Annotated in this window: 19 protein-coding genes and 1 tRNA gene; 14 read left to right on the top strand and 6 right to left on the bottom strand. The window is 33.8% G+C overall.

Features of this window, described 5'->3' with window-relative positions:
* The first annotated feature begins 8 nt into the window (after positions 1-8).
* The 7 genes from M0Q24_RS00240 to M0Q24_RS00210 all read left to right on the top strand — a co-directional run bounded on the left by M0Q24_RS00240 (position 9) and on the right by M0Q24_RS00210 (position 4,334).
* Complete coding sequence (locus M0Q24_RS00240) at positions 9-257, top strand: tetratricopeptide repeat protein (RefSeq protein WP_295045514.1); 249 nt, start codon at positions 9-11, stop codon at positions 255-257.
* Positions 233-655 carry a hypothetical protein gene (locus M0Q24_RS00235; RefSeq protein WP_295045511.1) on the top strand — a complete coding sequence of 141 codons (423 nt, stop codon included), beginning with the start codon at positions 233-235 and terminating at the stop codon, positions 653-655. The genes M0Q24_RS00240 and M0Q24_RS00235 overlap by 25 nt, the downstream gene beginning before the upstream one ends.
* Positions 652-1,488 (top strand): formyltetrahydrofolate deformylase, encoded by an 837-nt coding sequence (purU, locus tag M0Q24_RS00230; RefSeq protein ID WP_295045509.1) that lies wholly within the window; start codon positions 652-654, stop codon positions 1,486-1,488. The genes M0Q24_RS00235 and purU overlap by 4 nt, the downstream gene beginning before the upstream one ends.
* The gene (locus tag M0Q24_RS00225) at positions 1,489-1,956 is read left to right on the top strand and encodes a tRNA (cytidine(34)-2'-O)-methyltransferase (protein ID WP_295045506.1); all 468 of its coding nucleotides are present in this window, start codon (positions 1,489-1,491) and stop codon (positions 1,954-1,956) included.
* 2 nt (positions 1,957-1,958) lie between these two features.
* Positions 1,959-2,123, top strand: coding sequence for a hypothetical protein (locus tag M0Q24_RS00220; RefSeq protein ID WP_295045503.1), 165 nt, complete (start codon positions 1,959-1,961; stop codon positions 2,121-2,123).
* A 209-nt stretch (positions 2,124-2,332) separates the two neighbouring features.
* The gene (locus M0Q24_RS00215) at positions 2,333-2,992 is read left to right on the top strand and encodes a LexA family transcriptional regulator (RefSeq protein ID WP_295045499.1); all 660 of its coding nucleotides are present in this window, start codon (positions 2,333-2,335) and stop codon (positions 2,990-2,992) included.
* 10 nt (positions 2,993-3,002) lie between these two features.
* Entirely contained in the window at positions 3,003-4,334 is a 1,332-nt protein-coding gene (locus tag M0Q24_RS00210; protein WP_295045496.1) for an SH3 domain-containing protein, read from the top strand.
* A 12-nt stretch (positions 4,335-4,346) separates the two neighbouring features.
* Here the strand turns inward: M0Q24_RS00210 and M0Q24_RS00205 are convergent, their stop codons facing one another.
* Positions 4,347-4,652 (bottom strand): hypothetical protein, encoded by a 306-nt coding sequence (locus tag M0Q24_RS00205; protein WP_295045493.1) that lies wholly within the window; start codon positions 4,650-4,652, stop codon positions 4,347-4,349.
* A 137-nt stretch (positions 4,653-4,789) separates the two neighbouring features.
* Positions 4,790-5,989, bottom strand: coding sequence for a tetrahydrodipicolinate N-succinyltransferase N-terminal domain-containing protein (locus M0Q24_RS00200; RefSeq protein WP_295045490.1), 1,200 nt, complete (start codon positions 5,987-5,989; stop codon positions 4,790-4,792).
* A 115-nt stretch (positions 5,990-6,104) separates the two neighbouring features.
* Here M0Q24_RS00200 and M0Q24_RS00195 point away from each other — a divergent pair, with 115 nt between their 5' ends.
* On the top strand, positions 6,105-6,608 hold the full coding sequence (locus tag M0Q24_RS00195) for an ankyrin repeat domain-containing protein (protein WP_295045487.1): 504 nt from the start codon (positions 6,105-6,107) through the stop codon (positions 6,606-6,608).
* Between the two features lie 34 nt (positions 6,609-6,642).
* On the opposite strand, the gene M0Q24_RS00190 is transcribed toward M0Q24_RS00195, so the two are convergent.
* Positions 6,643-6,726, bottom strand: a tRNA-Leu gene (locus M0Q24_RS00190).
* 140 nt (positions 6,727-6,866) lie between these two features.
* On the opposite strand from M0Q24_RS00190, the gene M0Q24_RS00185 reads away from it, so the two are divergent.
* Positions 6,867-9,041, top strand: a complete 2,175-nt coding sequence (locus tag M0Q24_RS00185; RefSeq protein WP_295045484.1) for a flagellar biosynthesis protein FlgL — start codon at positions 6,867-6,869, stop codon at positions 9,039-9,041.
* Between the two features lie 112 nt (positions 9,042-9,153).
* The gene (locus M0Q24_RS00180) at positions 9,154-11,331 is read left to right on the top strand and encodes a DNA translocase FtsK 4TM domain-containing protein (RefSeq protein WP_295045482.1); all 2,178 of its coding nucleotides are present in this window, start codon (positions 9,154-9,156) and stop codon (positions 11,329-11,331) included.
* Positions 11,332-11,388: 57 nt separating this feature from the next.
* Here the strand turns inward: M0Q24_RS00180 and fumC are convergent, their stop codons facing one another.
* Positions 11,389-12,786: a class II fumarate hydratase gene (gene fumC, locus M0Q24_RS00175; RefSeq protein WP_295045479.1), complete on the bottom strand. Its 1,398-nt coding sequence runs from the start codon at positions 12,784-12,786 to the stop codon at positions 11,389-11,391.
* A gap of 199 nt (positions 12,787-12,985) precedes the next feature.
* Here fumC and acnB point away from each other — a divergent pair, with 199 nt between their 5' ends.
* Positions 12,986-15,529 (top strand): bifunctional aconitate hydratase 2/2-methylisocitrate dehydratase, encoded by a 2,544-nt coding sequence (gene acnB / locus M0Q24_RS00170; RefSeq protein ID WP_295045476.1) that lies wholly within the window; start codon positions 12,986-12,988, stop codon positions 15,527-15,529.
* Positions 15,530-15,560: 31 nt separating this feature from the next.
* Here acnB and lolA read toward each other — a convergent pair whose 3' ends face one another.
* A complete protein-coding gene (gene lolA, locus M0Q24_RS00165; protein ID WP_295045474.1) occupies positions 15,561-16,076 on the bottom strand; it encodes a LolA-like outer membrane lipoprotein chaperone in 516 nt (171 codons plus the stop codon).
* 153 nt (positions 16,077-16,229) lie between these two features.
* Here lolA and secA point away from each other — a divergent pair, with 153 nt between their 5' ends.
* On the top strand, positions 16,230-18,818 hold the full coding sequence (secA, locus tag M0Q24_RS00160) for a preprotein translocase subunit SecA (protein WP_295045472.1): 2,589 nt from the start codon (positions 16,230-16,232) through the stop codon (positions 18,816-18,818).
* Positions 18,815-20,017, top strand: a complete 1,203-nt coding sequence (locus M0Q24_RS00155) for an ABC transporter permease (RefSeq protein ID WP_295045469.1) — start codon at positions 18,815-18,817, stop codon at positions 20,015-20,017. Before secA ends, M0Q24_RS00155 begins: the two co-directional genes overlap by 4 nt.
* Positions 20,018-20,171: 154 nt before the next feature.
* On the opposite strand, the gene M0Q24_RS00150 is transcribed toward M0Q24_RS00155, so the two are convergent.
* Positions 20,172-23,126 (bottom strand): AsmA-like C-terminal domain-containing protein, encoded by a 2,955-nt coding sequence (locus M0Q24_RS00150; protein WP_295045467.1) that lies wholly within the window; start codon positions 23,124-23,126, stop codon positions 20,172-20,174.
* 118 nt (positions 23,127-23,244) lie between these two features.
* Here M0Q24_RS00150 and mltG point away from each other — a divergent pair, with 118 nt between their 5' ends.
* The gene (mltG, locus tag M0Q24_RS00145) at positions 23,245-24,189 is read left to right on the top strand and encodes an endolytic transglycosylase MltG (protein ID WP_295045464.1); all 945 of its coding nucleotides are present in this window, start codon (positions 23,245-23,247) and stop codon (positions 24,187-24,189) included.
* Positions 24,190-24,193 lie beyond the last annotated feature (4 nt).

Below are 24,193 nucleotides of genomic sequence, written 5' to 3'. Positions count from 1 at the left end.
AACAAAAAATGCAGACTCTCACACTAGCAAATATATATGAACTCCAAGGTTTAAAAGAAGATGCTTTGGAGATCTATAAAAAGATTTTAGAAAAAGATCCAACAAATAGTGAGGCTAAAATCGCTATGAAAAGGCTTCAAGGCCAGAGAAAAAAGTTTTCAGATCTAAATACGCAGATGAGAGATTTTTTTGTAAAGATGGAAGCTGATGTTGAGTTTAAAGAGTTTGAAAGGTGGTTACTAAAATCATGGAATTAAAAGATGTAATACTATCAACTTTGGCAGAAATGGAAGATAATGAGACTACAAAAAAAGTCCTAAACAGCTCCATAGAAGTTAAAAAAGTTCAAAACAAAGATGAGCAAAAAAGACACACTCTCTCGCCATCTACCATGGTTACAGAGAAAAAAGAGATCCAAGATTTTTCTCAAAAAATAAGCGAAGAAAAAAATGATGAAGATCTAGCTTCTATGGAGAGTGAAGAGTCTTTTTTAAATTCTCTTAAAGAGCGAATGTTAGTGCTTTTTGAAGGATTTCAAGCACCAAACAACACAAATATAGATGCAAAGGTAGATATGACTCTTAACTTTTTAGAATATGTTTTAGCAAACATAGACTTAAGAAAACAAGAGATAAAAAAAGGAAAACAAAAGTGAGTCAATATAGAGTTTTGATAGATGCAAACGATGCAATGGGCTTAGTTCATAAGATCTCAACTGTTTTTTGTAACCACAACCTAAATATGCTCTCAAACAGTGAGTTTGTGGATAAAGAAAATAACAAGTTTTTTATGAGAAGTGTAGTTGATGGAGAGATAGATTTTAAAAGTTTAGAAGCGGACCTCTTAAAAACACTACCAAGTGATGCAAATATAAAACTAGTAGATCCAAAGAAAAAAAACATCATTATATTGGCAACAAAAGAGCTTCATGCTTTAGGAGATATTCTTATAAGATATGAGGCAGGAGAGTTAGATGCGAATATATTAGCAGTTATCTCGAATTATGATGAGTTAGAATCTTTAGTAAGCAGATTTAATATCCCTTATATTACAGTCTCACATGAGGGTTGTGAAAGATTAGAACATGAGCAAAAAATAATGAATTGCATTGATAGTTTTAATGATGTGGATTATATAGTTCTAGCAAAATACATGCGCATTTTAACTCCTAGATTTGTAGAAGCTTATCAAGATAAAATCATAAATATCCATCACTCTTTTTTACCTGCTTTTATAGGTGCAAACCCATATAAACAAGCGTATAATAGAGGTGTTAAAATCATCGGTGCTACGGCACACTTTGTAAATAATAACCTTGATGAGGGTCCAATCATAGCTCAAGAAGTTATCCATGTTGATCACGCTTATAGTTGGAGAGATATGCAAAGCTCAGGGCGAGATGTTGAAAAAGTAGTTCTATCTCGTGCATTAAAATTAGCGTTAGAAGATCGAATATTTGTCTACGCTAACAAAACTGTTATCTTTTAAATGTTTAACTTAGTATTAGTAAATCCTCAGATCCCAAATAATACGGGTGCAATAGGGCGGCTTTGTGTAAATGCAGGAGCCTCCTTGCACATTATAAAACCCATAGCTTTTGATATAGATGAAAAAGCAGTAAGACGAGCTGGACTTGACTACTGGTCTAAGCTAGATCTTCATGTTTGGGAGAGTATTGATGAGTTTTTTGCTAAAAATAATATAACAAACAACGCTCATTTTGCTACAACAAAAACAGATAGACCATACTTTGAAGCTAAGTTTAAAGAGGGTGACTTTATCTTTTTTGGAAGTGAGACTGCTGGGATAGATGAAGAAATACTAAAAAGATATGAAAATCAAAATATAACTATACCTATGACAAAAGAAGGGCGAAGTTTAAACTTAGCCATAAGTACTGGTATAGTTTTGTACGATGCCATTAGACAAAACTACGCTAGCTTTAAGGAGATATAATAATGCATCCAGTACTAGATACTATAATGGTTATTCTTTTTGTTATTTTTATGATATTTATCTTTGGTGGCTATCATAAAAACAAATCTGCTCAAAGAGAAGCAGAATTTAAAAGACAAGAAGAAAAAAAAGACAAAGAGATCAACCCAAAAGAGAGTAAAGACTAAAAAAATTTACTCGCTAAGATACCTATATAATTTTCAAATCTCTCAAATAAACCTTGTGTAATTTCAATTTTCATAACACATCCTTTAAATAATTTGTACAATAATATACAATTTTACATCTTTTGTATAAAAATATGACAAATTGTCAAATATTTTTTGACATAATGACAAAAACTTAGTATAGTGTTGAAAAATCTAGGAGAAGTGACATGAAAAACTTTTTAGATATTGTAGAAGAGATAAAGAGTATCATCTCAGCAGAATTTGGTTCAAAAAAGATTTTTGACAAAGATGTAGCAGATATTTTAGGTGTTTCGCAAATGAACTTTGCAACCATGAAAAAGAGAAATAAAGTTCCATTTGGTGAACTTATGGATTTTTGCGCAGCTAGAAAAATCTCTATAAACTGGATGCTTTATGGTCAGTCCCCTGAGAGCTTAGTAGAGGCTACCAACAAGTTTTACATGGTTAGATACCTAAGCGAAGTAAATGCATCTGCTGGTGGTGGAGCTGATGATCAATATGAAGATATAGAAGAACTAGAACTTCCTGAGAGTTTTGTAGCTCTCTTGGGTGGAGAGAGTGAGCTTAAAAACATAGAGGCTCTTAATGTTACAGGTGATTCTATGGAACCAACTTTTAGCTATAATGACATCATTTTTATAAACAGAGCAAAGACTGATTTGCAAAGAGGTGGCATCTTTACCATTAGAACTGAAGCTGGACTTTTTATAAAAAGAGTTCAAAAACGCATAGATGGAAAGATAGATATAATTTCTGACAATCCAGTCTACTCAACTCAAACACTAAATCTCAATGAAATAGAAGTTTTAGGTAGGGTTGTTAGTAGATTTGGGGATGTTGATTAGGATAAAAAGTTTGAAATATATTGTATTAGTTATAGTTAGTCTATTTTTCATCTCTTGTGCAACAAAAGAGAATGTAGTTGTAGAACTTGAGAAAGAGAGTAAAAAAAGTATAGAAATATATGAAGTGTCAAAGATACCTCAAGATGTGAAGTTTTTTACTCAAAATGCATCAGAATACAGAGAAAAAGAGAGTGTTCAATCTCAATATGAAAAGTACTATTTCAGTGTGTGGAATTATGAAAAACCTAGAGTAACTATTGAAGATGCTATGTGGGGATTTAGAGCTTATGATGCAAAAAATAGTTATGCAGAAAACTTTCATCCACAAAGCCAAGGATTTTTTGATGAGATGAAAGAAAATGCAAACTTTGATGCATATGCTACTCTAAATACTAGAGCAATAACTCTAAGGCATGTAGATCTAAGAGTTTTTCCTACTTCAAAACCACTCCTTAAAGATCCAAATATAGCTGGAGAGGGTTTTCCATTTGATTATTTGCAAAACTCAACTCTTGGTGCTAACAAACCTCTTTTTGTATCTCACTACTCAAAAGATAGAGAGTGGCTTTATGCTTTTAGTAGTTTTGCCTCAGGATGGATAAGATCTAGTGAAGTTGTATTTTTAGACAAAGAGCATGCAGAAGCATGGCAAAATGCACAGCAGATATTTTTCATAAAAGATAAGCAAGCTATATATACTTCAAAAGGAAATTTTCTTTTTTCTTCAAAACTAGGAACTCTTTTGGCTCTTATTTCTGAAGATGAGGATAGTTTTACAGCACTAGCTATCTCCTCATACAAAAACTCAAAACCACTATTTGAGAGAGTAAAGATCTCAAAGAGTATTGCAAAAAAAGAAGTATTAAATCTAGATAGAGATTCTCTAAGTAGTGTAATGAATGAAGTCTTTGAAGATAATTATGGTTGGGGTGGTATGTATGGACAAAGAGATTGCTCATCTATGCTAAGAGATATGTACGCTCCTTTTGGGATCTGGCTTCCTAGAAACTCAACTGAGCAAGCTAAAATAGGCGAGGTTATAAGTTTAGAAAACTTGAGTGATGATGAAAAAATCTCTATCATAAAAGATAAAGCTGTACCATTTGAGACACTTCTATATGTTAAGGGTCATATAGTTCTTTATGTAGGACTTTTGGATGAAGAGATAATTATTTTTCATAATACTTGGGGTGTAAAAACTATAGAAGATGGAGTTATGGGTAGAGCTGTTATAGGAAAGACTATTTTTAGCACACTTGAACTTGGAAATGATTTACCAAATTATGACAGAGAATCTAGTATATTGAAGAATTTAAAGAGTATGAATACTTTAACACGCTAGAGATAAAAACATTTAAGCTTTTATATCTAAGAGTGAACCTAGCATCTCATCTTGAGTTTTTATAGAAGTTACATTTGCCGCAGTTGCACCTTGGACTATCATCTGATCTGGAATCTCTTTAGCTAAATCTGTTTGACTCTTCATTGAACCAGTATCATCAGCCATTCTTGTGTTAGCCGTAACTGAGCCATTGTTACTTGACATTCTTATATCTGATGGAACAAAGCGATCCGTATTTACATTTGCAACATTGTTTGCGTTTGTATTCATCATACTTTGATGAGCGCCTATTGATGAGATATTGTTTGAAATGTTCATGGAAGCTCCTTTTTTTATTTTGTTAAAGACTATTTAGCTACATTTTGATTATAGTCTTAATTTTCTAAAAGTTAGTTTATGAGAAAAAAGTAGATAATTGGCACATCTAAAAGAGAACTTTAGATGTGTTTAATGCTTTAGTGAAGATCAGAATTTAGTTTTATCTCTCTAGTTGAGCGAGAAACAGTAATCTCCCCAGTTAAAGAGTTTTGTCTAAAATGAAGACCTTTTAATCCTGCTAAATGTATGGCTTTAAAAATTTCACCTTGTATTGTTAAGCCCTTGTTTACTTCTTGAATGTGAACTAACTCTTTTGGATATATACCAACTTTAGTTCCCTCTAATATTGCTAAACCTGCATCTATGATACATCCATCACCTAGTGGGATACCACAAGTAGAATTTGCACCTAAAAGTGTGTTTTTGCCAATTGTAATTGGATTACCATCTGTTCCACTTAATACTCCTAGTATTGATGCTCCACCTCCGATATCAGAACCTTCTCCAACTATAACAGAACTTGAAATTCTTCCCTCAACCATAACAGAGCCAGTTGTCCCAGAGTTGAAGTTTACATAAGAAGCACCAGCCATTACAGTAGTCCCAGCAGAAAGCTGCGCACCAAATCTTACTTTTGATGTATCAAGTATTCTAGTATTGTCTTGTGGGATGATATGTTGCAAGAATCGCGGAAATTTATCTACAAAATCTAAGTGAGGATACTCATTCGCAAGTTTTAACTCTATCTCAAACTCTCTTAAGTAATCAAGCTCTATTGGTTGTCCATTTGACCATGCTACATTTGGTAATGCAGCAAAAGCACCATCTAGATTTATACTTCTTAACTCTACTTTTGCTTGACTTATTGCATATAATTTTAGATATGTTGCTTCAACACTTTTTAAAGGTTCATCTGCAAAGATAAAGGTTATTTTAAATTCACCCTCTAAAGAGCCACTATTCATGATTTGGTTATAAAGTGCTGAGACTACTTGAATATTTTTATGTGCATCACCATAAGCTTCATCAGAGTATGGACTAAAGGCATTTAAGCAACTCTTTAAAAAAGATGTATTTATATCACATACAACTTCACTCTCATTAAAATCAACTTCTATTGCTTGCTCACTTAGTGCTTTTATAAAAATAGCTGCACTACCAAAGTTTTCATTCCAGTTTACTACAGGATATGTAGCTTGAAGTGTTTTTTGTATATTTATCTGACCTAAATCAACCCTTGTTATACCAAAAGCTATAGGATCTTTATAGTTTGGAGTAATTTCTTTTATGTTTTGTATGAGCACCTTAAAAGCATCTGCAGTTTGCACTATTTCCATGATTTCTCTCTTTATTTTTTTTGTTGAGAGGATTATACTGAAAAAAACTATTGACAAAATTTATATATCATATTTTCTTGGTTATAATAAGTTTTAAAAAATAAAAGAGAATATGGTGCATAACTGGATAGAGATTTTTAAAAATAATGATTTAATAGGTGTTAAAAAGTATATAGAAAGTGGTGGCGATGTAAATGATTCAAATGATACAGGAGAATCAGTTCTAGCCTACGCCATTAGATCTAGATGTGATATGGATTTGCTCTTACTGCTTGTTGAGAGCGGGGCTGATATATATGATTTTGATGATGAGGGTGTTAGTGTTTTTGATATGTCAATAACTTATAATAATATAGACATGGTTAAATTTATGATAGAAAAAGGTATGGATGTAAATGCTACAAATAGACGAAGCAGATTTACCCCGCTAATGGCAGCAGTATCTTACGGTCGCATTGAGATTGTAAAGTTACTCATAAAGCATGGGGCAAACCAAGAGGCAGTAGATGCTAAAGGTTTTTCTTCTATAGATTTTGCAAGAAAAATGAATAAAAAAAGTATATTAACAATATTAAATTATGATGAAAATGAGCCTAAAAATAGGGCTTATGCAAGATGATTACTAAAATGACAACTAAAATTTTAATTCTATATGGTACCAGAGAGGGGATTTGAACCCCTAAGCCGTGAGGCAGCGGATTTTGAATCCGCCGTGTATACCGTTCCACCACTCTGGCATATAAAATGAGAGTGAATGATAGTGACATAATCCTTAAAAGTAAATAACATTTAGCCGATTATAGTCTATGGAACTTTTATTGCTTATGTAGGGTTATAAAAGATTTTAATTAAGAATAGCAGCAAACGGAGGTGCGTTATGCGGGTTACATCTAGTATGTACTATGAAAGTCTCTACGGAGCAAACAATTCTAAGCTTAGTAAAAAGCTTTTTGATGTAAATAAGCAGATAGCATCAGGACTGAAGATCCAATATGCAAAAGATGATGTTAGAACATTTGCTGAAACAATGAGACTAGATAATGAACTCTCTACTATCGGACAGGTTAAAAAAAGCACAGAAAGTGGATATAAAATAGCGAACCAAACAGATGTTGTTTTGAATGAGTTTGGCACTAGTATGACTAAAATGAGAACACTTTTACTACAAGCTGCAAATGACTCTCAAAGTGACACCTCTTTAGATGCTATAGCAAAAGAACTCAGAGTTATAGAAGAACATCTCAAGAATATCTCAAACACATCTATTAATGGTCAATATCTCTTCTCAGGAACAGCAGTAGATATCAAGCCTATCTCTGATGATGGAACTTACAATGGCAATAGTGGTTCACTAAATGCTTTTTTAGGTTCAAATGCACAACAAAGGTACAACCTCTCTGGTTCTGATCTCTTTTTAGGAGAGGAAATTTTAACAAAAAGAACGATTACTACCAATGTTATACAATCAGATCTAAGCCAAAAATATGATTTTGCTAGTGGAATCGACAACGAAACACTTCCAACACCTCTAAAAAGCAGTGACACTATTCGCGATATGATGGGAGATACTGATGATCTTATTGATCCTGCTCAAAAACATCACTTTTATATCCGAGGTGTTACAAGTTCTGGTGAAGCAATCAAAACAAAAATCTCAATGAAAGACGCTGATACTATAGATGAACTACTAAAACAAATAGGCGAAGAGTATGGGAATACATCCAATTTAAAACTAGTCAATGTTAGTTTAAATGAAAATGGTCAAATAGTTGTAGAAGATAAAATAAAAGGTTCTAGTAAACTTGATTTTCACATGGTTGGTGCGGTTGATTTTGATACTACTGGATTAGATGAAGCGGATGTTGCTGATATAGATCTGTTAGATAGTGGAGAAAAAGATTTTGGAGAAATTATGCGAACTCTTGAAGCAGGTGGAACACCAGGTCTTCATGTGAAAGAGTTTGTTAAGTCTGGATACACTTCTGCTGCTGGAGCTGCTACAAATATAGAAGGCTTAGTCTATGATAGAACTACTTTTGAGAAAAAAGGTTCAAGTCTGACATCAAGCATACCCCAGATAGTAAAAGATTATAATACTTCTACTACACCTCCTACAAAGCTAGTACAAAATGCTTTTGCAACTCCATCTACTAAGATCTCAGATGTAGCAGATCTTTCTCAAGGGACAGCTGATACACTAGATGTAACTAACTTTACTCTTAATGGAATCAATACAGCTGGAAATAATTTTGATGTTGAGATAAACCTATTAAGTGCAGGCTCTACATTTACTGTAACTACTCCATTAGCTAGTGCCGGAACATATGATATATTTGACATGAGTATTCCTAGAGCAGCAGTTGATGCAGATAAAATGACTTATCAACAGCTTATGGATGTTGTGAATATGGTAGTTACAGATAATCTACCAGATCCAGCAGGGACGCACACGCATCCTGACACAACCCCTTTTACAGATGCAGAAGAATATGACTATGCGATTAAAGCTTCTAATTTCAATGGAAATACCTTTTTAACTTTTGATGGAAAGATAAAGTTTGAAGAGATAGGGAGTGCACATACAAATGCAACTCTTTCTATATATGATTCAAATAGTGATGATTTTACGGCAGATGCTTCTGTTTTATCGTTTAACTCAAATAATGCATTGACTATTACTGATCCAAAAACAGACTTTTTTAAAGAGATAAATGAGATGATTACGGCAGTTGAAGATCATAAAAATTATCCTGATTCTTCAAGTGGAACTATTAGAAATGTAGGTATAGAAAATGCCATAGCTAAGATGGATGAACTTCAAGAGCATGTAACAAGATCTCACTCAATGGTAGGTTCACAATCAAATGCTTTAACTCTTTCTAAAGAGAGAATAGAACTCTTAGAAATAAGCACAATGACTCTTCGCTCATCCGTTATAGATACAGACCAAGTAGAAACTGCTTTAATCTTAAAACAGCTTACTTTAAACCAAGAAGCAATGTTTTCTACTATAGCAAAAGTTTCAAAGTTAAGTCTTGTAAACTACTTATAATATTTTAATAGTGTGCACTTTTATTGCATATTGCCAAAAAAGTTCTCTAGTGGAACAATTTTGGCTATACTTCATCTATAAATAATCATCCACATTTTAAAGGCAACTCGTTTTGAAAGAGACTCTATTTATCATAACATTTGGAATTTTAATCTACCTAGGTTTTGCAACTATCTTTGGAGATAGTGGGCTAATTGGTAGTTACGGCTCTATCTTTGCATCTTACAATCAAAAATATTTCGGATATGTTTCTTTTATCTATATCTTAGCACTACTTTTTCCACTTTATTATTTTTATAGAGATACAGCGTATAGTCTTAGAAAAATAGAATTAGTTCTAGCTTCATTTTTAATGTTTTCTTCACTCCTCTTAGCGCAAGCAATACTTGTATTAGACGAGTTAAGAGGTATTGCAGGTGGTGAGTTTGTTGACTTTTTAGCACCTTTTATCGGACTTTTTGGGCTTTGGGTTTTTTGGTTTATCATCACTTGTGTATCTGCCCTTATGTTTTTAGACAAAAGCATATATGAGATTGCATCAAGCATTTCTAAGATGTTTAAAAGAGAGAAAAAAGTAGTTATTAAAGATACAAAAGAGAGCATTAGTGAGAGTGACTATAGTATATATGATGAACCAAGTTACACAAGAAGCAATTTTGATAAAAAAACTGATGAAGTAAAAGAAAATATAATAGAAGAGGCTCAAAAAGAAGATATAGCTTTAGAAGAAGTCCAAAAAGAGATAAAAGAAAAAGAACTTGAGAATACCCCACAAAATATACTTGAAGTAGCCGCAAAAATAAAAGAGAAGAAAAATGCTTTAGTTGTAGATGAATTAGAAGAGAATAAAAAACTTTTAGAAGCGATGGAGAGAGGTGAGGTTGAAAAGCCTAAAAATTTCATTCTTCCATCTGTAGAATTTTTAAAAAAAGTAGAAACGAAGACTCATTGTATAGATGAGAACGAGATTGATGATAAAATAAGATATCTTATAGAAAAACTTGCACATTTTAAAATAGATGGTGATGTTGTAAGAACTTATGCTGGTCCTGTTGTCTCTACCTTTGAATTTAAACCAGCGGCAAATGTAAAAGTAAGCAAGATCTTAAACCTTCAAGATGATCTTGCTATGGCACTCTCAGCGGAGACTATCCGTATTCAAGCACCAATTCCTGGTAAAGATGTAGTTGGGATCGAGATACCAAATGAAACAGTTGAGACTATATATATTAGAGAATTACTTGATTCTAAATTATTTAAAGAATCGGCATCTCCACTAACTATAGCTTTGGGTAAAGATATAGTAGGGAAACCTTTTATTACAGATCTTAAAAAACTACCGCATCTTCTTATTGCTGGAACTACAGGAAGTGGTAAGAGTGTTGGTATAAATGCTATGATACTCTCTCTTTTATATAAAAACTCTCCAGACCAGCTAAGACTTTTAATGATAGATCCAAAAATGCTAGAATTTTCCATATACAATGGCATCCCACACCTCTTAACACCAGTTATTACAAAAGCTAAACAAGCCATAGTAGCACTAAATAACATGGTCTCAGAGATGGAGCGCCGTTATGAACTTATGAGCGAGACAAGAACTAAAAATATTGAAAACTATAATGACAAAGTTAAAAAAGTAGGTGGAGAACATTTACCTTACATAGTAGTTATTATAGACGAGTTAGCAGATCTTATGATGACAAGCGGAAAAGATGTTGAACACTCAATAGCAAGACTTGCACAAATGGCAAGAGCTTCAGGTATTCACTTAATAGTTGCAACTCAAAGACCATCTGTTGATGTAGTTACTGGGCTGATAAAAGCGAATTTACCATCTCGTATATCTTATAGAGTTGGACAAAAAGTAGATAGTAAGATCATCCTAGATCAAATGGGAGCAGAATCACTTTTAGGTCGAGGGGATATGCTTTTTACTCCTCCAGGATCCACAGGACTTGTAAGGCTTCATGCTCCATGGACTTCTGAGGGTGAGATAGAAAAAATTGTAGACTTTATAAAGTCACAAAGAGAGGCTAACTACGATAAAAGCTTTTTAGTAGAAGATGATGATTCAGAAGCTGGTTCAAGAGGTGAAACATACGAGGAGCTAGATCCACTCTACGAAGATGCAAAAAGTGTAGTTATGACAGATAGAAAAACTTCTATCTCTTATCTACAAAGACGGCTCCAAGTCGGTTACAACCGATCCGCTAGAATAGTAGAACAACTAGAAGGAGAGGGTGTATTATCTTCGCCAAATACTAAAGGAGTTCGTGAAATACTATAAGCATATATTTAGTTTTTATAAACTATAGAGAGCTTATAAAATCCCAGTTAAAGAAACTTATAACTCTTTAGGGCTTATCATATTCTCTGGAACTACCCACTCTTTAAACTCTTTTTCTGTTACGAGTTTTAACGCTAGGGCAGCTTCAAGTAGAGTTGAACCATCTTTATGAGCCTTTTTAGCTATTTTTGTAGCATTATCATAACCTATGTGAGGATTTAGTGCCGTCACAAGCATAAGTGATTCATCCCTTAGTTTTGCTATTCGCTCTTCATTAGCCGTTATTCCTTCTATGCATCTTTTAGTAAAGCTTTGACATCCATCACTAAGTAAGCGAATGGATTGTAAAAGATTGTAGATCATTACTGGTTTAAATACATTTAACTCAAAATGTCCGTTTGAGCCTGCTATAGAGATAGTTGTGTGATTTCCCATTACTTGTGCTGCTATCATTGTAAGAGCCTCACTTTGAGTAGGATTTACTTTTCCAGGCATGATAGAAGATCCGGGTTCATTCTCAGCCAGACTTATCTCACCAATACCGCATCTAGGTCCAGATGCCAAAAACCGAATATCATTAGCGATTTTCATCATACTTACAGCTACAGTATTTAATGCTCCGCTTGCTTCAACTAGGGCATCATGAGCAGCAAGTGCTTCAAACTTATTTTCTGCCGTAACAAAAGGAATCTTAATAGTTTTAGCGACTTGTGCGGCAAATGCCTCATCGAAGCCTTTTATAGAATTCATTCCAGTACCAACAGCAGTTCCGCCTTGCGCTAGTTGAAAGAGAGCTGGCAATATAGCTTCAACTCTACGGATGGAGTTAGCAACTTGTGCAGTGTAACCTGAAAATTCTTGTCCTACTGTCAAAGGTGTGGCATCTTGAGTATGTGTTCGACCTATTTTCACTAAATGCTCGAATGACTTAGATTTTTTATCTAACTCTTTATGCATATATTTTAAAGAGGGTAGCAGCTTGTGTATAATCTCTTCAACTGCTGCTATATGCATAGCAGTAGGAAATACATCGTTTGAAGATTGACCCATATTACAGTGATCATTTGGATGAACTGGATCTTTAGAGCCGATGACACCACCAAGGATCTCTATGGCACGATTGGATATTACTTCATTTGCATTCATGTTACTTTGTGTGCCAGAACCCGTTTGCCATATAGACAGGGGAAAATGCTCATCAAATTTGCCCTCCATAACTTCACTAGATGCCTCAATAATTGCTTTTGCTATCTTAGCATCTAAGAGACCAAAATTCATATTTACCTCTGCACAAGATTGTTTTACTATTGCTAAAGCTCGCACGAGAGGCTTTGGCATGGTTTCTATACCTATTGGGAAATTGATAAGAGATCTGGCAGATTGTGCCCCGTAGTACATATTCGAAGGTACATTTAGGTTACCAAATGAATCACTTTCCTCTCTAAATAAGTTCATAATATTCTCCATTACTGATATATAAAGTAAATAGTAACATAAAAAGTTATGTAGAAAAATTCTTTATAAGTTTTTCGATGTTACTAAAGTAAACATAGTAGTTGAAATAGACTTAAAATATGTGTATTATTGTAACACTGTTTATTTTGAGTTTACTTATTAGGTTATAATCGTTGCAAATTAAAATACAGGACTAATTATGGCATTTATGCAAGATTATAAAGCACATGTAAATGAAAGAGAAGCACTAGGTGTTCCTCCTCTACCACTAAGCGCAGAGCAAACAGCAGAACTTATTGAGCTTATTAAGAGCGAATGCAGTGATGAATTACTAGAATTACTTACAAATCGTGTATCACCTGGTGTTGATGATGCAGCTTATGTTAAAGCGGCATTTTTAAATGATATTGCAAATGAGAGTGTTAAAATAGATGCTATAACACCTCAAAAAGCAGTTGAAATGTTAGGTATGATGCTAGGTGGTTACAATGTAAAACCTATGATAGATGCACTAAAGTCTTCAAATAAAGATGTTGTTAATGCAGCTATACAAGCACTATCACACACACTTCTTGTTTACGATGCGTTTAACGATGTAGAAGAACTACACAAGGCTGGTAACAAGGCTGCAACTGAAGTTATGACTTCATGGGCAAATGCTGAGTGGTTTACATCAAAGCCAAAACTAGCAGATAAAATCACTGTAACTGTTTTTAAAGTAGATGGTGAGACAAACACAGATGACCTCTCTCCTGCATCAGAAGCTTTTACTAGATCAGACATTCCAGTTCACGCAAACTCTATGTTAACTGCTAAGATGGATGATCCAATGGGTGTTATAGCTGATCTTAAGAAAAAAGGTAACACTGTAGCTTATGTTGGAGATGTTGTTGGAACTGGAAGTTCAAGAAAATCAGGTATAAACTCAGTTCAGTGGCACATGGGAGAGAGTATAAAAGGTGTTCCAAACAAAAAAACTGGTGGTGTAGTCTTAGGTAGCACAATCGCACCAATTTTCTTTGCAACTGCAGAAGACTCAGGTGCATTGCCACTTGAACTTGATGTCTCTGAGATGGAGATGGGCGATGTTATAGAGCTTTATCCATACAAAGGCGAGGCTCACAAAAATGGCAAATGTATCGCTACTTTTAAACTAAATCCTAACACTATAACAGATGAAGTAAGAGCAGGGGGACGTATCCCACTCATCATCGGTCGTGGTCTTACTTCTAAGGCTCGTGGTGTTTTAGCAATGCCTCAAAGTGATATTTTCCTAACGGCAGAACAACCAAAAGATAGCGGAAAAGGTTATACTTTAGCTCAAAAAATGGTAGGTCGTGCTTCAGGACTAGCTGGAGTTCGTCCTGGAATGTATGTAGAGCCTGAAATGTCAACTGTTGGATCTCAAGATACAACTGGACCAATGACTCGTGATGAGATAAAAGAGCTTGCAGCACTTGGTTTTAATGCAGATCTAGTAATGCAATCTTTTTGTCATACAGCAGCTTATCCAAAGCCATCAGATATAACTATGCACCACACTCTACCTGACTTTATCTCAAACCGTTCAGGTGTTGCACTTCGTCCAGGCGATGGAGTAATTCACTCATGGTTAAATAGAATGGTTCTGCCTGATACTGTAGGAACTGGAGCAGATAGTCATACTCGTTTTCCAATAGGTATATCTTTTCCAGGAGGATCTGGAATAGTTGCTTTTGCTGGTGTTACTGGATCTATGCCACTTACTATGCCAGAGTCTGTACTAGTTCGCTTCAAAGGTGAGATGCAACCAGGAATCACACTACGAGATCTTGTAAATGCTATACCGCATCAAGCTATAAAAGAGGGACTCTTAACAGTTGAGAAAAAGGGCAAGAAAAATATCTTTGCAGGTCGTATCTTAGAGATCGAAGGACTACCAACTCTAAAGGCTGAACAAGCGTTTGAGCTTTCTGATGCATCAGCTGAGAGAAGTGCAGCAGCATGTACAGTTCTACTAGACAATGAACCAGTTATAGAGTACCTAAAGTCAAATGTAACTCTACTAGAATCTATGATAGAAGCTGGGTACGAAGATAAAAGAACTATTCAAAGAAGAGTAGATAAAATGAAAGATTGGTTGGCAAATCCAACTCTTATGAAGCCAGATCCAGATGCAGAGTATGCAGCTGTTTTAGACATAGATCTAAATGAGATCAAAGAGCCAATCATCGCTTGTCCTAATGATCCAGATGATGTTGCAACTCTAAGTGAGGTTTTAGCATCAAACAGACCTCATAAGATAGATGAAGTTTTTGTTGGTTCATGTATGACAAACATCGGTCACTACCGTGCTTTAGGAGAGGTTTTAAAAGGTGAGGGCCCAGTTCCAACTACGCTTTGGATTTGTCCTCCAACTAAGATGGATGAAAAACAGCTAACTGAAGATGGTTACTACGCTATCTTTGGTGCGGCAGGAGCTAGAACTGAGATACCTGGATGTTCACTATGTATGGGTAACCAAGCAAGAGTTGAAGACAACGCTATAGTTTTCTCTACTTCTACTCGTAACTTTGATAACCGTTTAGGTAAGGGTGCTCAAGTATATCTTGGATCAGCAGAGTTAGCGGCTGTTTGTGCGATGTTAGGTCGCCTTCCAACTGCAGCGGAATACTTAGAAAAAACTAGTAAAATAGTTGGAAAAGAAGATGAGATCTATAAGTATCTAAACTTCAACCTTATAAAAGATTATAAACTAGCATAAATCGCAAAAGGTGGAGTTAGTTCTCCATCTTTTAATCTCTTATCACATCAAAACCTAGTGGATACTTTGGTATGAAAATATCTTTATTTATCTCTTTGTTTTGAACTTGATTAAAAAACAAAATTTTCACTCTATTTTCAAACTCATCTATGTATGAGATCGACTCGATAATATTTTCTTTTGTATTTATAGTAAATATTTTACCCTCAAATCCAGCTTCATAAATACCTTTTTTTATCTCTTTAGCATTTTTTACCATATTGAAAAAATCCAAACTAGAATTAATATTTCTTATAATAACTTGCTCTATTTCAGGCTCAACTATGGTTACTTGGCGACTATTTATAAAGACATCTTTTTGGATTGGCTCTTTATAGCTCCAAAGTGCATTTTGTGGCTTTGAAGCACTTATGTGACCCTTGTAAGTTAAAGTTTTATCTTTATCATCTGTCACGCTTTGAATAAAAGCGGCATCAAAAGAGTCTAACATATCAAATGAAGCATAGCTAAGAGAGAAGCTTAAAAATAGTAAATATATATGTTTCACGGAAGTTCCTTTTTTGCAAAATTATATCTAAGGGCTCATTTACATTATAGCATTTTAGGATTTATGCTTATTATTATTATTAGTGTGTTAAAATGTCGCCAATTTCGATGATTGGAATGCACTAGTGTGTAACAATCTGTATTAAGGTTGAGAATGCTACAGGCATTAATGGGTAAGATCTTTGGAACTTCAAATGATCGTGAACTGAAAAAGTACGCTAAAAGAGTAAGTAATATAAATGCTTTAGAGAGTAAGTATGAAGCGATGAGCGATGATGAGCTTAAAGCTGCATTTAACGAACTAAAGCAAAGTGTTTTAGATGATGTTAAGAGTTTGGAAGATGTTTTAGAAGACTCATTTGCGATCACTAGAGAAGTTGGAAAAAGAGTCTTAAATATGAGGCACTTTGATGTCCAACTAATCGGTGGTATGGCACTCCATGAAGGCAGAATCGCTGAGATGAAAACAGGGGAGGGTAAAACACTTGTTGCAACTCTTCCTATAGTCTTAAATGCTATGACTGGAAAAGGCGTGCATTTAGTTACAGTAAATGACTATCTTGCATCTAGAGATGCTGCTGAGATGGGACTTTTATATAATTTTTTAGGTTTTTCGGTTGGTATGGTGCTAGAGAGTAACTCAGAGCCAGAAAAAAAGATAGAAGCTTACAAGTGTGATATCACTTATGGAACAAATAATGAGTTCGGCTTTGACTTCTTAAGAGACAACATGAGCTACTCAGCAGAGCATATGGCTCAAAGAAATCACAACTTCGTTATAGTCGATGAAGTAGATAGCATTCTAATCGATGAAGCTAGAACTCCGCTTATAATTTCAGGTCCAACAAACAGAACGCTAGAAGATTACAAGGTAGCTGATGGCATAGCAATGCAACTTAAAAAAGATGAGCATTTTGCTGTAGATGAGAAGGATAAAGTAGTTCTTATAACAGAAGAGGGCATCACAAAAGCAGAAGAGCTTTTTGGAGTTGAAAACCTCTATAGTGTTGAAAACTCATCTCTTCCACATGCACTTGATCAAGCTTTAAAAGCGAACTATCTTTTTGAAAAAGATGTTGATTATGTTGTAAATGATGGTGAAGTAGTCATCGTTGATGAGTTTACAGGAAGACTGAGTGAAGGTCGCCGCTTTAGCGAGGGACTTCATCAAGCACTCGAAGCAAAAGAGGATGTTGAGATAAAAGAAGAGACTCAAACTCTAGCAGATATAACATTTCAAAACTACTTTAGAATGTACGATAAACTAGCTGGAATGACTGGAACTGCTGAAACTGAAGCTACAGAGTTTGCTCAGATCTACTCTCTTGATGTTGTTTCTATTCCTACAAATATTCCTATTACAAGAAAAGACTTAAATGACCTTATCTACAAAACAGAAAAAGAGAAGTTTGATGCAGTCATCGAGACTATTAAAAAGTTATCAAAAACTGGTCAACCGGTTCTTATTGGTACTGCTTCTATTGAAAAATCAGAAGCCCTGCATGAAGTACTAAAGAAAGAGAAAATTGCACATACAGTTTTAAATGCTAAAAACCATGCTCAAGAAGGCGAGATAATTAAGCACGCTGGAGCTAAGGGTGCAGTTACAATTGCTACAAATATGGCTGGTCGTGGTGTTGATATTAAAGTTACAGATGAAGTAAAGGCTCTTGGAGGTCTTTATATCATAGGAACAGAGAGACATGAAAATCGCCGAATAGATAACCAACTTCGTGGTCGTTCAGGTCGTCAAGGTGATGCTGGAACTACTCAGTTTTACTTATCACTAGAAGACAATCTTCTTCGTATTTTTGGCTCTGACAAGATAAAGTCCATTATGGAAAGACTTGGAGTTGAAGATGGAGAGTATATAGAGTCAAAAATGGTTACTCGTGCAGTTGAAAAAGCTCAAATGAAAGTTGAAAACATGCACTACGAAGGTAGAAAGCAGATCGTTGAGTATGATGATGTAGCTAATGAGCAGAGAAAAATCGTTTACAGATTTAGAAATCAACTCTTAGACAGAGAGTATGATATTTATTCAAGAATTGATGCTATTAGAGTTGACTACATTAGCAACCTACTAAATACATGTGGCATTTTTGATGGTGGAGATAGAGATGATTTTAATCTTAAAAGAGTTTCTGAGATTTTAAAAGAAGAGTTAAACTTTGACTTAAATGCAGAGGATTACTCATCTTTAGAGTTTGAAGAGCTTCTTGAAAAATTAGTAGAAGTTGTTAAAAAATCTTATGATGATAAGATGAGTGTTCTAGAAGAGGATGTTCGTTCAGATATTGCAAGAGAGCTATACCTAAAAGAGTTAGACAGCGCTTGGAGAGAGCATCTTTACGCTATGGATAATATGAAAACTGGTATAAGACTTCGTGCGTATAACCAAAAAGATCCACTAGTAGAGTATAAAAAAGAGAGTTTTAATCTCTTTGGAGAACTTATCAAAGATATTAAATTTAACACTATAAAAACTCTTCAAATTATTCAGTTTAGGATGGATTCTGCCGAAGAAGAAGCGGCAAGTGTAGCACAACAAATGGAGATGCAAAGAAAATTTGAAGAAGCTGCAATGATATTTAACCACTCTCAAAATCAAGAGGCACAAACTACTGAGAAAAAAGTAGCTAGAAACGAGCCGTGTCCTTGTGGAAGTGGCAAAAAATATAAGCAATGCTGTGGTAAAAGCGGTCCTAAAAAGGGGGTATTTGCTGGAAACGGTGTCTCTTGAGAGCATCTGTAGTTCCTTATCTAGTCAAGCGTTTTCTTCGCTTTGACAAAGACCAACCTTTTATCTTCTTATCTGCACTACTAGCTTTTTTAGGTATATCTTTAGGTGTGATGGTTCTTATTGTTGCTATGGCTCTTATGAATGGCTTTGATAAAGAGTTTAAAAAAAAGCTTACCATCATGAACTATCCTTTAACTGTTATTCCAAAATTTTATGGAGCAGTAGATGAAAAGTTACTCTTAGACCTACAAGCGAAATTCCCAGATCTAAGCTTTAGCCCATATGTTCAGTCTGCTATTATGGCTAGAAACGGTTCAAAGTTAGAAGGTGGATATATCTTTGGTGTAAATTTTGAAGATGAAGCAAAGGTCAATAGTGTTTTAGCAAAGGTTATAACAAAAGAGCAATTTTCCAAGTTTGATGTACTTATTGGAAAGAGTTTAAAAGATGAATTTAACTTATATATAGATGATAAACTTATGTATATATTTACTCATGTAGAACCAGGCGGACTCTCAGTAACTCCAAAAATAAAACGTTTTAAGGTAAGAGGTATTTTTGATTCTGGATTAAGTGCTTATGATAAGGCCTATAGCTACACAACTCTTTCTTCTATGCAGGCAATGTTAGGACTCGCATCTAATCAATATGATGGAATTCATGTATATTCAAACGATCCTCATAAAGATATTTTAAAAATCAAAGAATATTTGCCAGTTAGTGTTAGTGTTAAGGGTTGGTGGGAAGATAATGTCAACTTTTTTGCAGCACTAGAGCTTGAAAAAGCCTCTCTTTTTATAGTCCTAATGCTTATTATTTTAATAGCAGCAATAAATATCATATCATCTCTGCTTATGACTGTTATGAATAGAAGAAGCGAAATAGCGCTTCTTCTCTCCCTAGGTGCTACGACAATAGAGATCAAAAAAATCTTTTTGTATCTTGGTATAGTGATAGGAGTGAGTGGTATTTTAGCGGGAATAGTTTTAGGAATGAGTGGTTTATGGGTACTGAGTACTTTTGATATTGTATCTCTACCAAAGGATGTATATCCTACAACCACACTTCCGTTAGATCTAAGTCTTAAAGACTTCTCTCTTATAGTTGTAGGTGCCTTTGTAATAGTTATAGCATCTTCTTACTATCCTGCGAAAAAAGCTAGTGAAGTAGATATTCTTAGAGTTTTAAGAAACGAATAGTTTGAGCTTTATCTGTACTTGACGTGCAATCTCAATCAACTCACTAAAGCCTCATGAGATCCTGAATCAAGTTCAGGATGACGAGAGGGTTTGTGGATGTTGGAGAGGTTTATGGATGTTGGAGAGGTTTGTGGAGGTTTAGAAACTAATAGTTTTATTTTTTCTCTTTTTTATCATCGCTAAACATCTCAAATGGTAGAAAAATAGTTCTCTTTATGATATTTAGAGGAGCTACTATGATGTCTTTTGCTATAAGGCTACTAACTTTTGGATCAGTTAACTCGCCGCTTACCTTCACAGATGTTGAAATGCTATCTTTTCCTAAAAGTATATAACCAACCACTGGAATCTTTGAGACGCTACTACCTAAATCTGTTTTTAGATTTAGTGTTAGATCTATGCTGTTTTTAATATAATTTGCAGTTCCATATCCAACAATAATCATCTCTTTTGAATCAAGCGAGATATCGCTAAAGTTTAAAGAATCATCTTTTGAGTGAAAACTTGCATATGCATTGTTTACTTCAAGTCCTTTTTTACTGTATCCAGGTAGAGAAAAAGTCACAAGAGATGGAATGGTGTTTACAAAAGCAAGTATGTTATTTAAAATTTTATAATCAACAATAGTAGTATTTTTTATATGGATAAGTCCTTTATAATCATCGAGACTACCTTGCATAGAAAAAGACAGATCTCCTCCTTTAAAATCAGACAGATAGAAGAGCTTATCCATAAAATCATCTCCAAAACCATCACCATATAGATAAAATATACCCTCTTTTAGCTCAAAACCAGCATTCCCAGCTCTGTGTTTTAACTGAGCGTTGATTATATTGTTAAAATATTGTAGTTGCATGGTTTTTGAGATTATATGTCTATTTTCACCAATATAAAAATAGCAATCTTTTGAGTCGAAGATAATATTTTTTTCACTCTTTGATTCTGAATTTCTATCTTTTATGTAACTAAGTAGAGCATTTATATTTATGCCGATATCATTTGCCCATATTTTTATTTCTTTGCTTATTTTAGCATCTATTGAATTGTTTATATTTAAGAGTATATCACTTGTGTCTTTATCTATATGGCCACGTATAACATAGTCTTCTATGGGTTTGTCATTGTAAGTTAAAAATTTATATGGATACTTTATATTTGCAAAAAAGCCTATGTTTTTCTCGTTATCTTTTTTATAGATGCTAAAGTCACCATTTGTTATATTATTATCTAAGAGTAGTTTTGAATTTTTAGAGAGTTTTTCTAATGAATTAAATTTTAGCTTCCAACCACTATCTTCTAGGTTAAATTTAGCATCAAAATCACTTGCTACTATATTTACACCTTTAGTATCGTACTCTAGATCTAGTCTTAAAATTTTTTTTGAACTAAAAATTTCACCTACATCGGCGTTTTTAAAATGGAGTTCTTTTAAATTTATGAAACCTCTGTTTTTATCAAAAACATAAGATGCATTGAATTTTGTATCTGCTAAATCTTTTATATTAACTTTAGAAGACATAACCCTAAATTCATTTTCATCTAATTCTAGTATGGTATTGCCAAGTGTGTAATCTAACCCATTTGCGCTAAATCTAATATCTTCATCTGAATTTATAATGAATCTGTTATCATACTCTAGTTTTAGAGAAGCACTTGACTGATTCATCTTTACATTATTTAAGTTAAAAGTTAACAAATCTATATCAAAATCAGTTTTTAATGGGTTTAAGCTTAACTCACCAGATGCAAAAATAGTTGCTATACCTTTCATCTTAAGATATGCAGTTGGAACTTGAGCTTTTAGAGTTTCTAAGTCAAATAAAATATTTAAACCATCAATCTCAAGAAATTTATCCTTATAGCTCCATTTAGATTTTTCTATCTCTATTATGTCTTGTTTATTTGAGATAGAGTAAGTAGCTTTTAGGGGTTTTTGTTTTAATTTTAGCTCATTAAAAGAGACGTCTTGTAACTCAAAATCTATCTTTCCTTCACTTTTTTTAGCATCATATACTACATCAACCAAAGCTGTAGCTATATCTTTGTACTTTGCATTCATTTTAGGTATGCGAACATCGTAGTTATCAAGATAAACTTTGGTCTCATTTACATCAATATCTAAACCTAAATAGTTAAAGTTTGCCACATTTACATAAAAAATACCCTTAGCATCTATTTCTATCTTTCTGAGACCTACCGTGATTTTTAGATCAGTCTTAACGCTACCACTATTTTGTAAAATTGGGAGTTTAATTTTGTAAGTATTTAAAAGATAGAGCAGATCTTTATTGACTTTGCCATCAAAATTTAAAAAGAGGCTAAGAAGTTCCTCTTTTTTAGAAAAATCTATCTTTAGCCAACTATCTTGTAGGTTAAAACCATATTGATAAGTTTCTTGAGGTCTTATGTAAAGCACTCCCTCTTTAAACTCTAGTTCAGTTTTTTGTGTAAAAACTGGTTCAAGTTCCTTATTATAAGTATATGTTAGCTCAGATGCACTAGCTTTAACTAAGATATTTTTATATGCATCACTCAACTTTTCATACTCTAGCCAACCAGATATATTTTGTAACTCTAAGTCTTCAAAAGTGATAGCATCATAAGCCCAGTATTTGACCTCTTTTGGCATATCTACTATTTCCATAGTATGCTTCAGGCTTTTTATCTTCTCTTTTGCTTTGACCTTATAAAAGAGTTTTTTTGTATTAGCTAATACATAAGCTTTTAAAAAAACATCACTGTTTATATTAATGTTTAAGTTGGAGATGAGCTCTTTTTCATCATCATCAAAGATTATGTTGCCATCTACATTTATTTTATTTTTAAAGTGAGAAAATTCTGTAATTTCAGCATTTAAGTAGTTAGATTCATAAAAAAGAGAACTCTTTAAAGAAAAGTCCTCTGATGATGCAATAAAGTATCCATTTGAACCATCTATATACAAAAATGAAGCATCTATATCGTTAAAGGTTATTTTGTTAATTTCAAATCTCTCAAACCAGTTATCAAAAAGTAGTAGAGATTTTAAAATCATACTAACAGTTTCAACGCTTAAATTATCATTGTTTTGTTTTGAATCTTTAGTGATTTTGAGCTCTTGAACGCTCATACTTAGTTTTTCGTTGTATTTAATGTATAATTTCTTAATTTCAATATTTGGTACAGAAATATCTTTGATATATATGCCACTTTGCAGTAGTATAAATAAAAAACAGAGCGTTAAAAAAATGAATGACAAAGTACTAATGAGTATAAAGTGGATTTTTGAGATAGTATTAATTATTATTTTATCGTTCATGTATTACCTAAATCAACCTGTGCGTAGCCCTAAAGTGGTCTTTATACCACAGGGTTCTATAAATCAGATTATAACACAACTGCGTGATAATAACTACAATGTATCCAAACTAGATTCACTTTTACTTAGACTTATTGGCTCTCCTCAAAGTGGCTGGATAGATATGAAAAACACATACAATACAAGAGGCGATTTTTTATATAAACTAACAACAGCAAAAGCAGCACTTCAAAATGTAACACTAATTCCAGGTGAGACGACATATGTCTTTTTAAATGACTTATCAGATAAGTTAAAATTGAATAGATCCAAATTAGAGAGCGAGTTTTTAAGACAAAGCAAAATAGAAGAGGGTGCTTTTGTCCCAAATACTTATAGACTGCCACTTGGCATAACTGAAAAAGAGCTGATAAGAATTCTCTTATATGAATCAGATAAGCAGATGAAAAACCTCTCAGTAAAACTTTTTGGAACCTATAATGAGAAAAAATGGTTTCAATTTGTAGCACTTGCATCTGTGATTGAGAAAGAATCAGCAAATATCAAAGAGATGCCACTTGTAAGTTCAGTTATTTACAATCGTATAAAAAAGGGAATGAAGTTGCAAATGGATGGAACTCTAAATTATGGCAAATACTCACATATTAAGATAACTCCACAAAGAATAAGAGAAGATGATAGTATTTACAATACCTACAAAAACAGCGGAATACCGAGTATTCCCGTATGTAATGTTAGCTTTGATGCTATAAGATCTGCTGTCTTTCCTGCTAAAACTTCTTACCTCTACTTTATGAAAAACAAGAGTGGTACTCATGATTTCTCACGTAACTATTCTACACATTTAAGCAATATAAAGCGTGTTACCAAATGAAACA

The organism is Sulfurimonas sp. (genome assembly GCF_023228785.1).
GTDB lineage: Bacteria > Campylobacterota > Campylobacteria > Campylobacterales > Sulfurimonadaceae > Sulfurimonas.
This window is presented reverse-complemented; position numbering and strand designations above follow the sequence as displayed.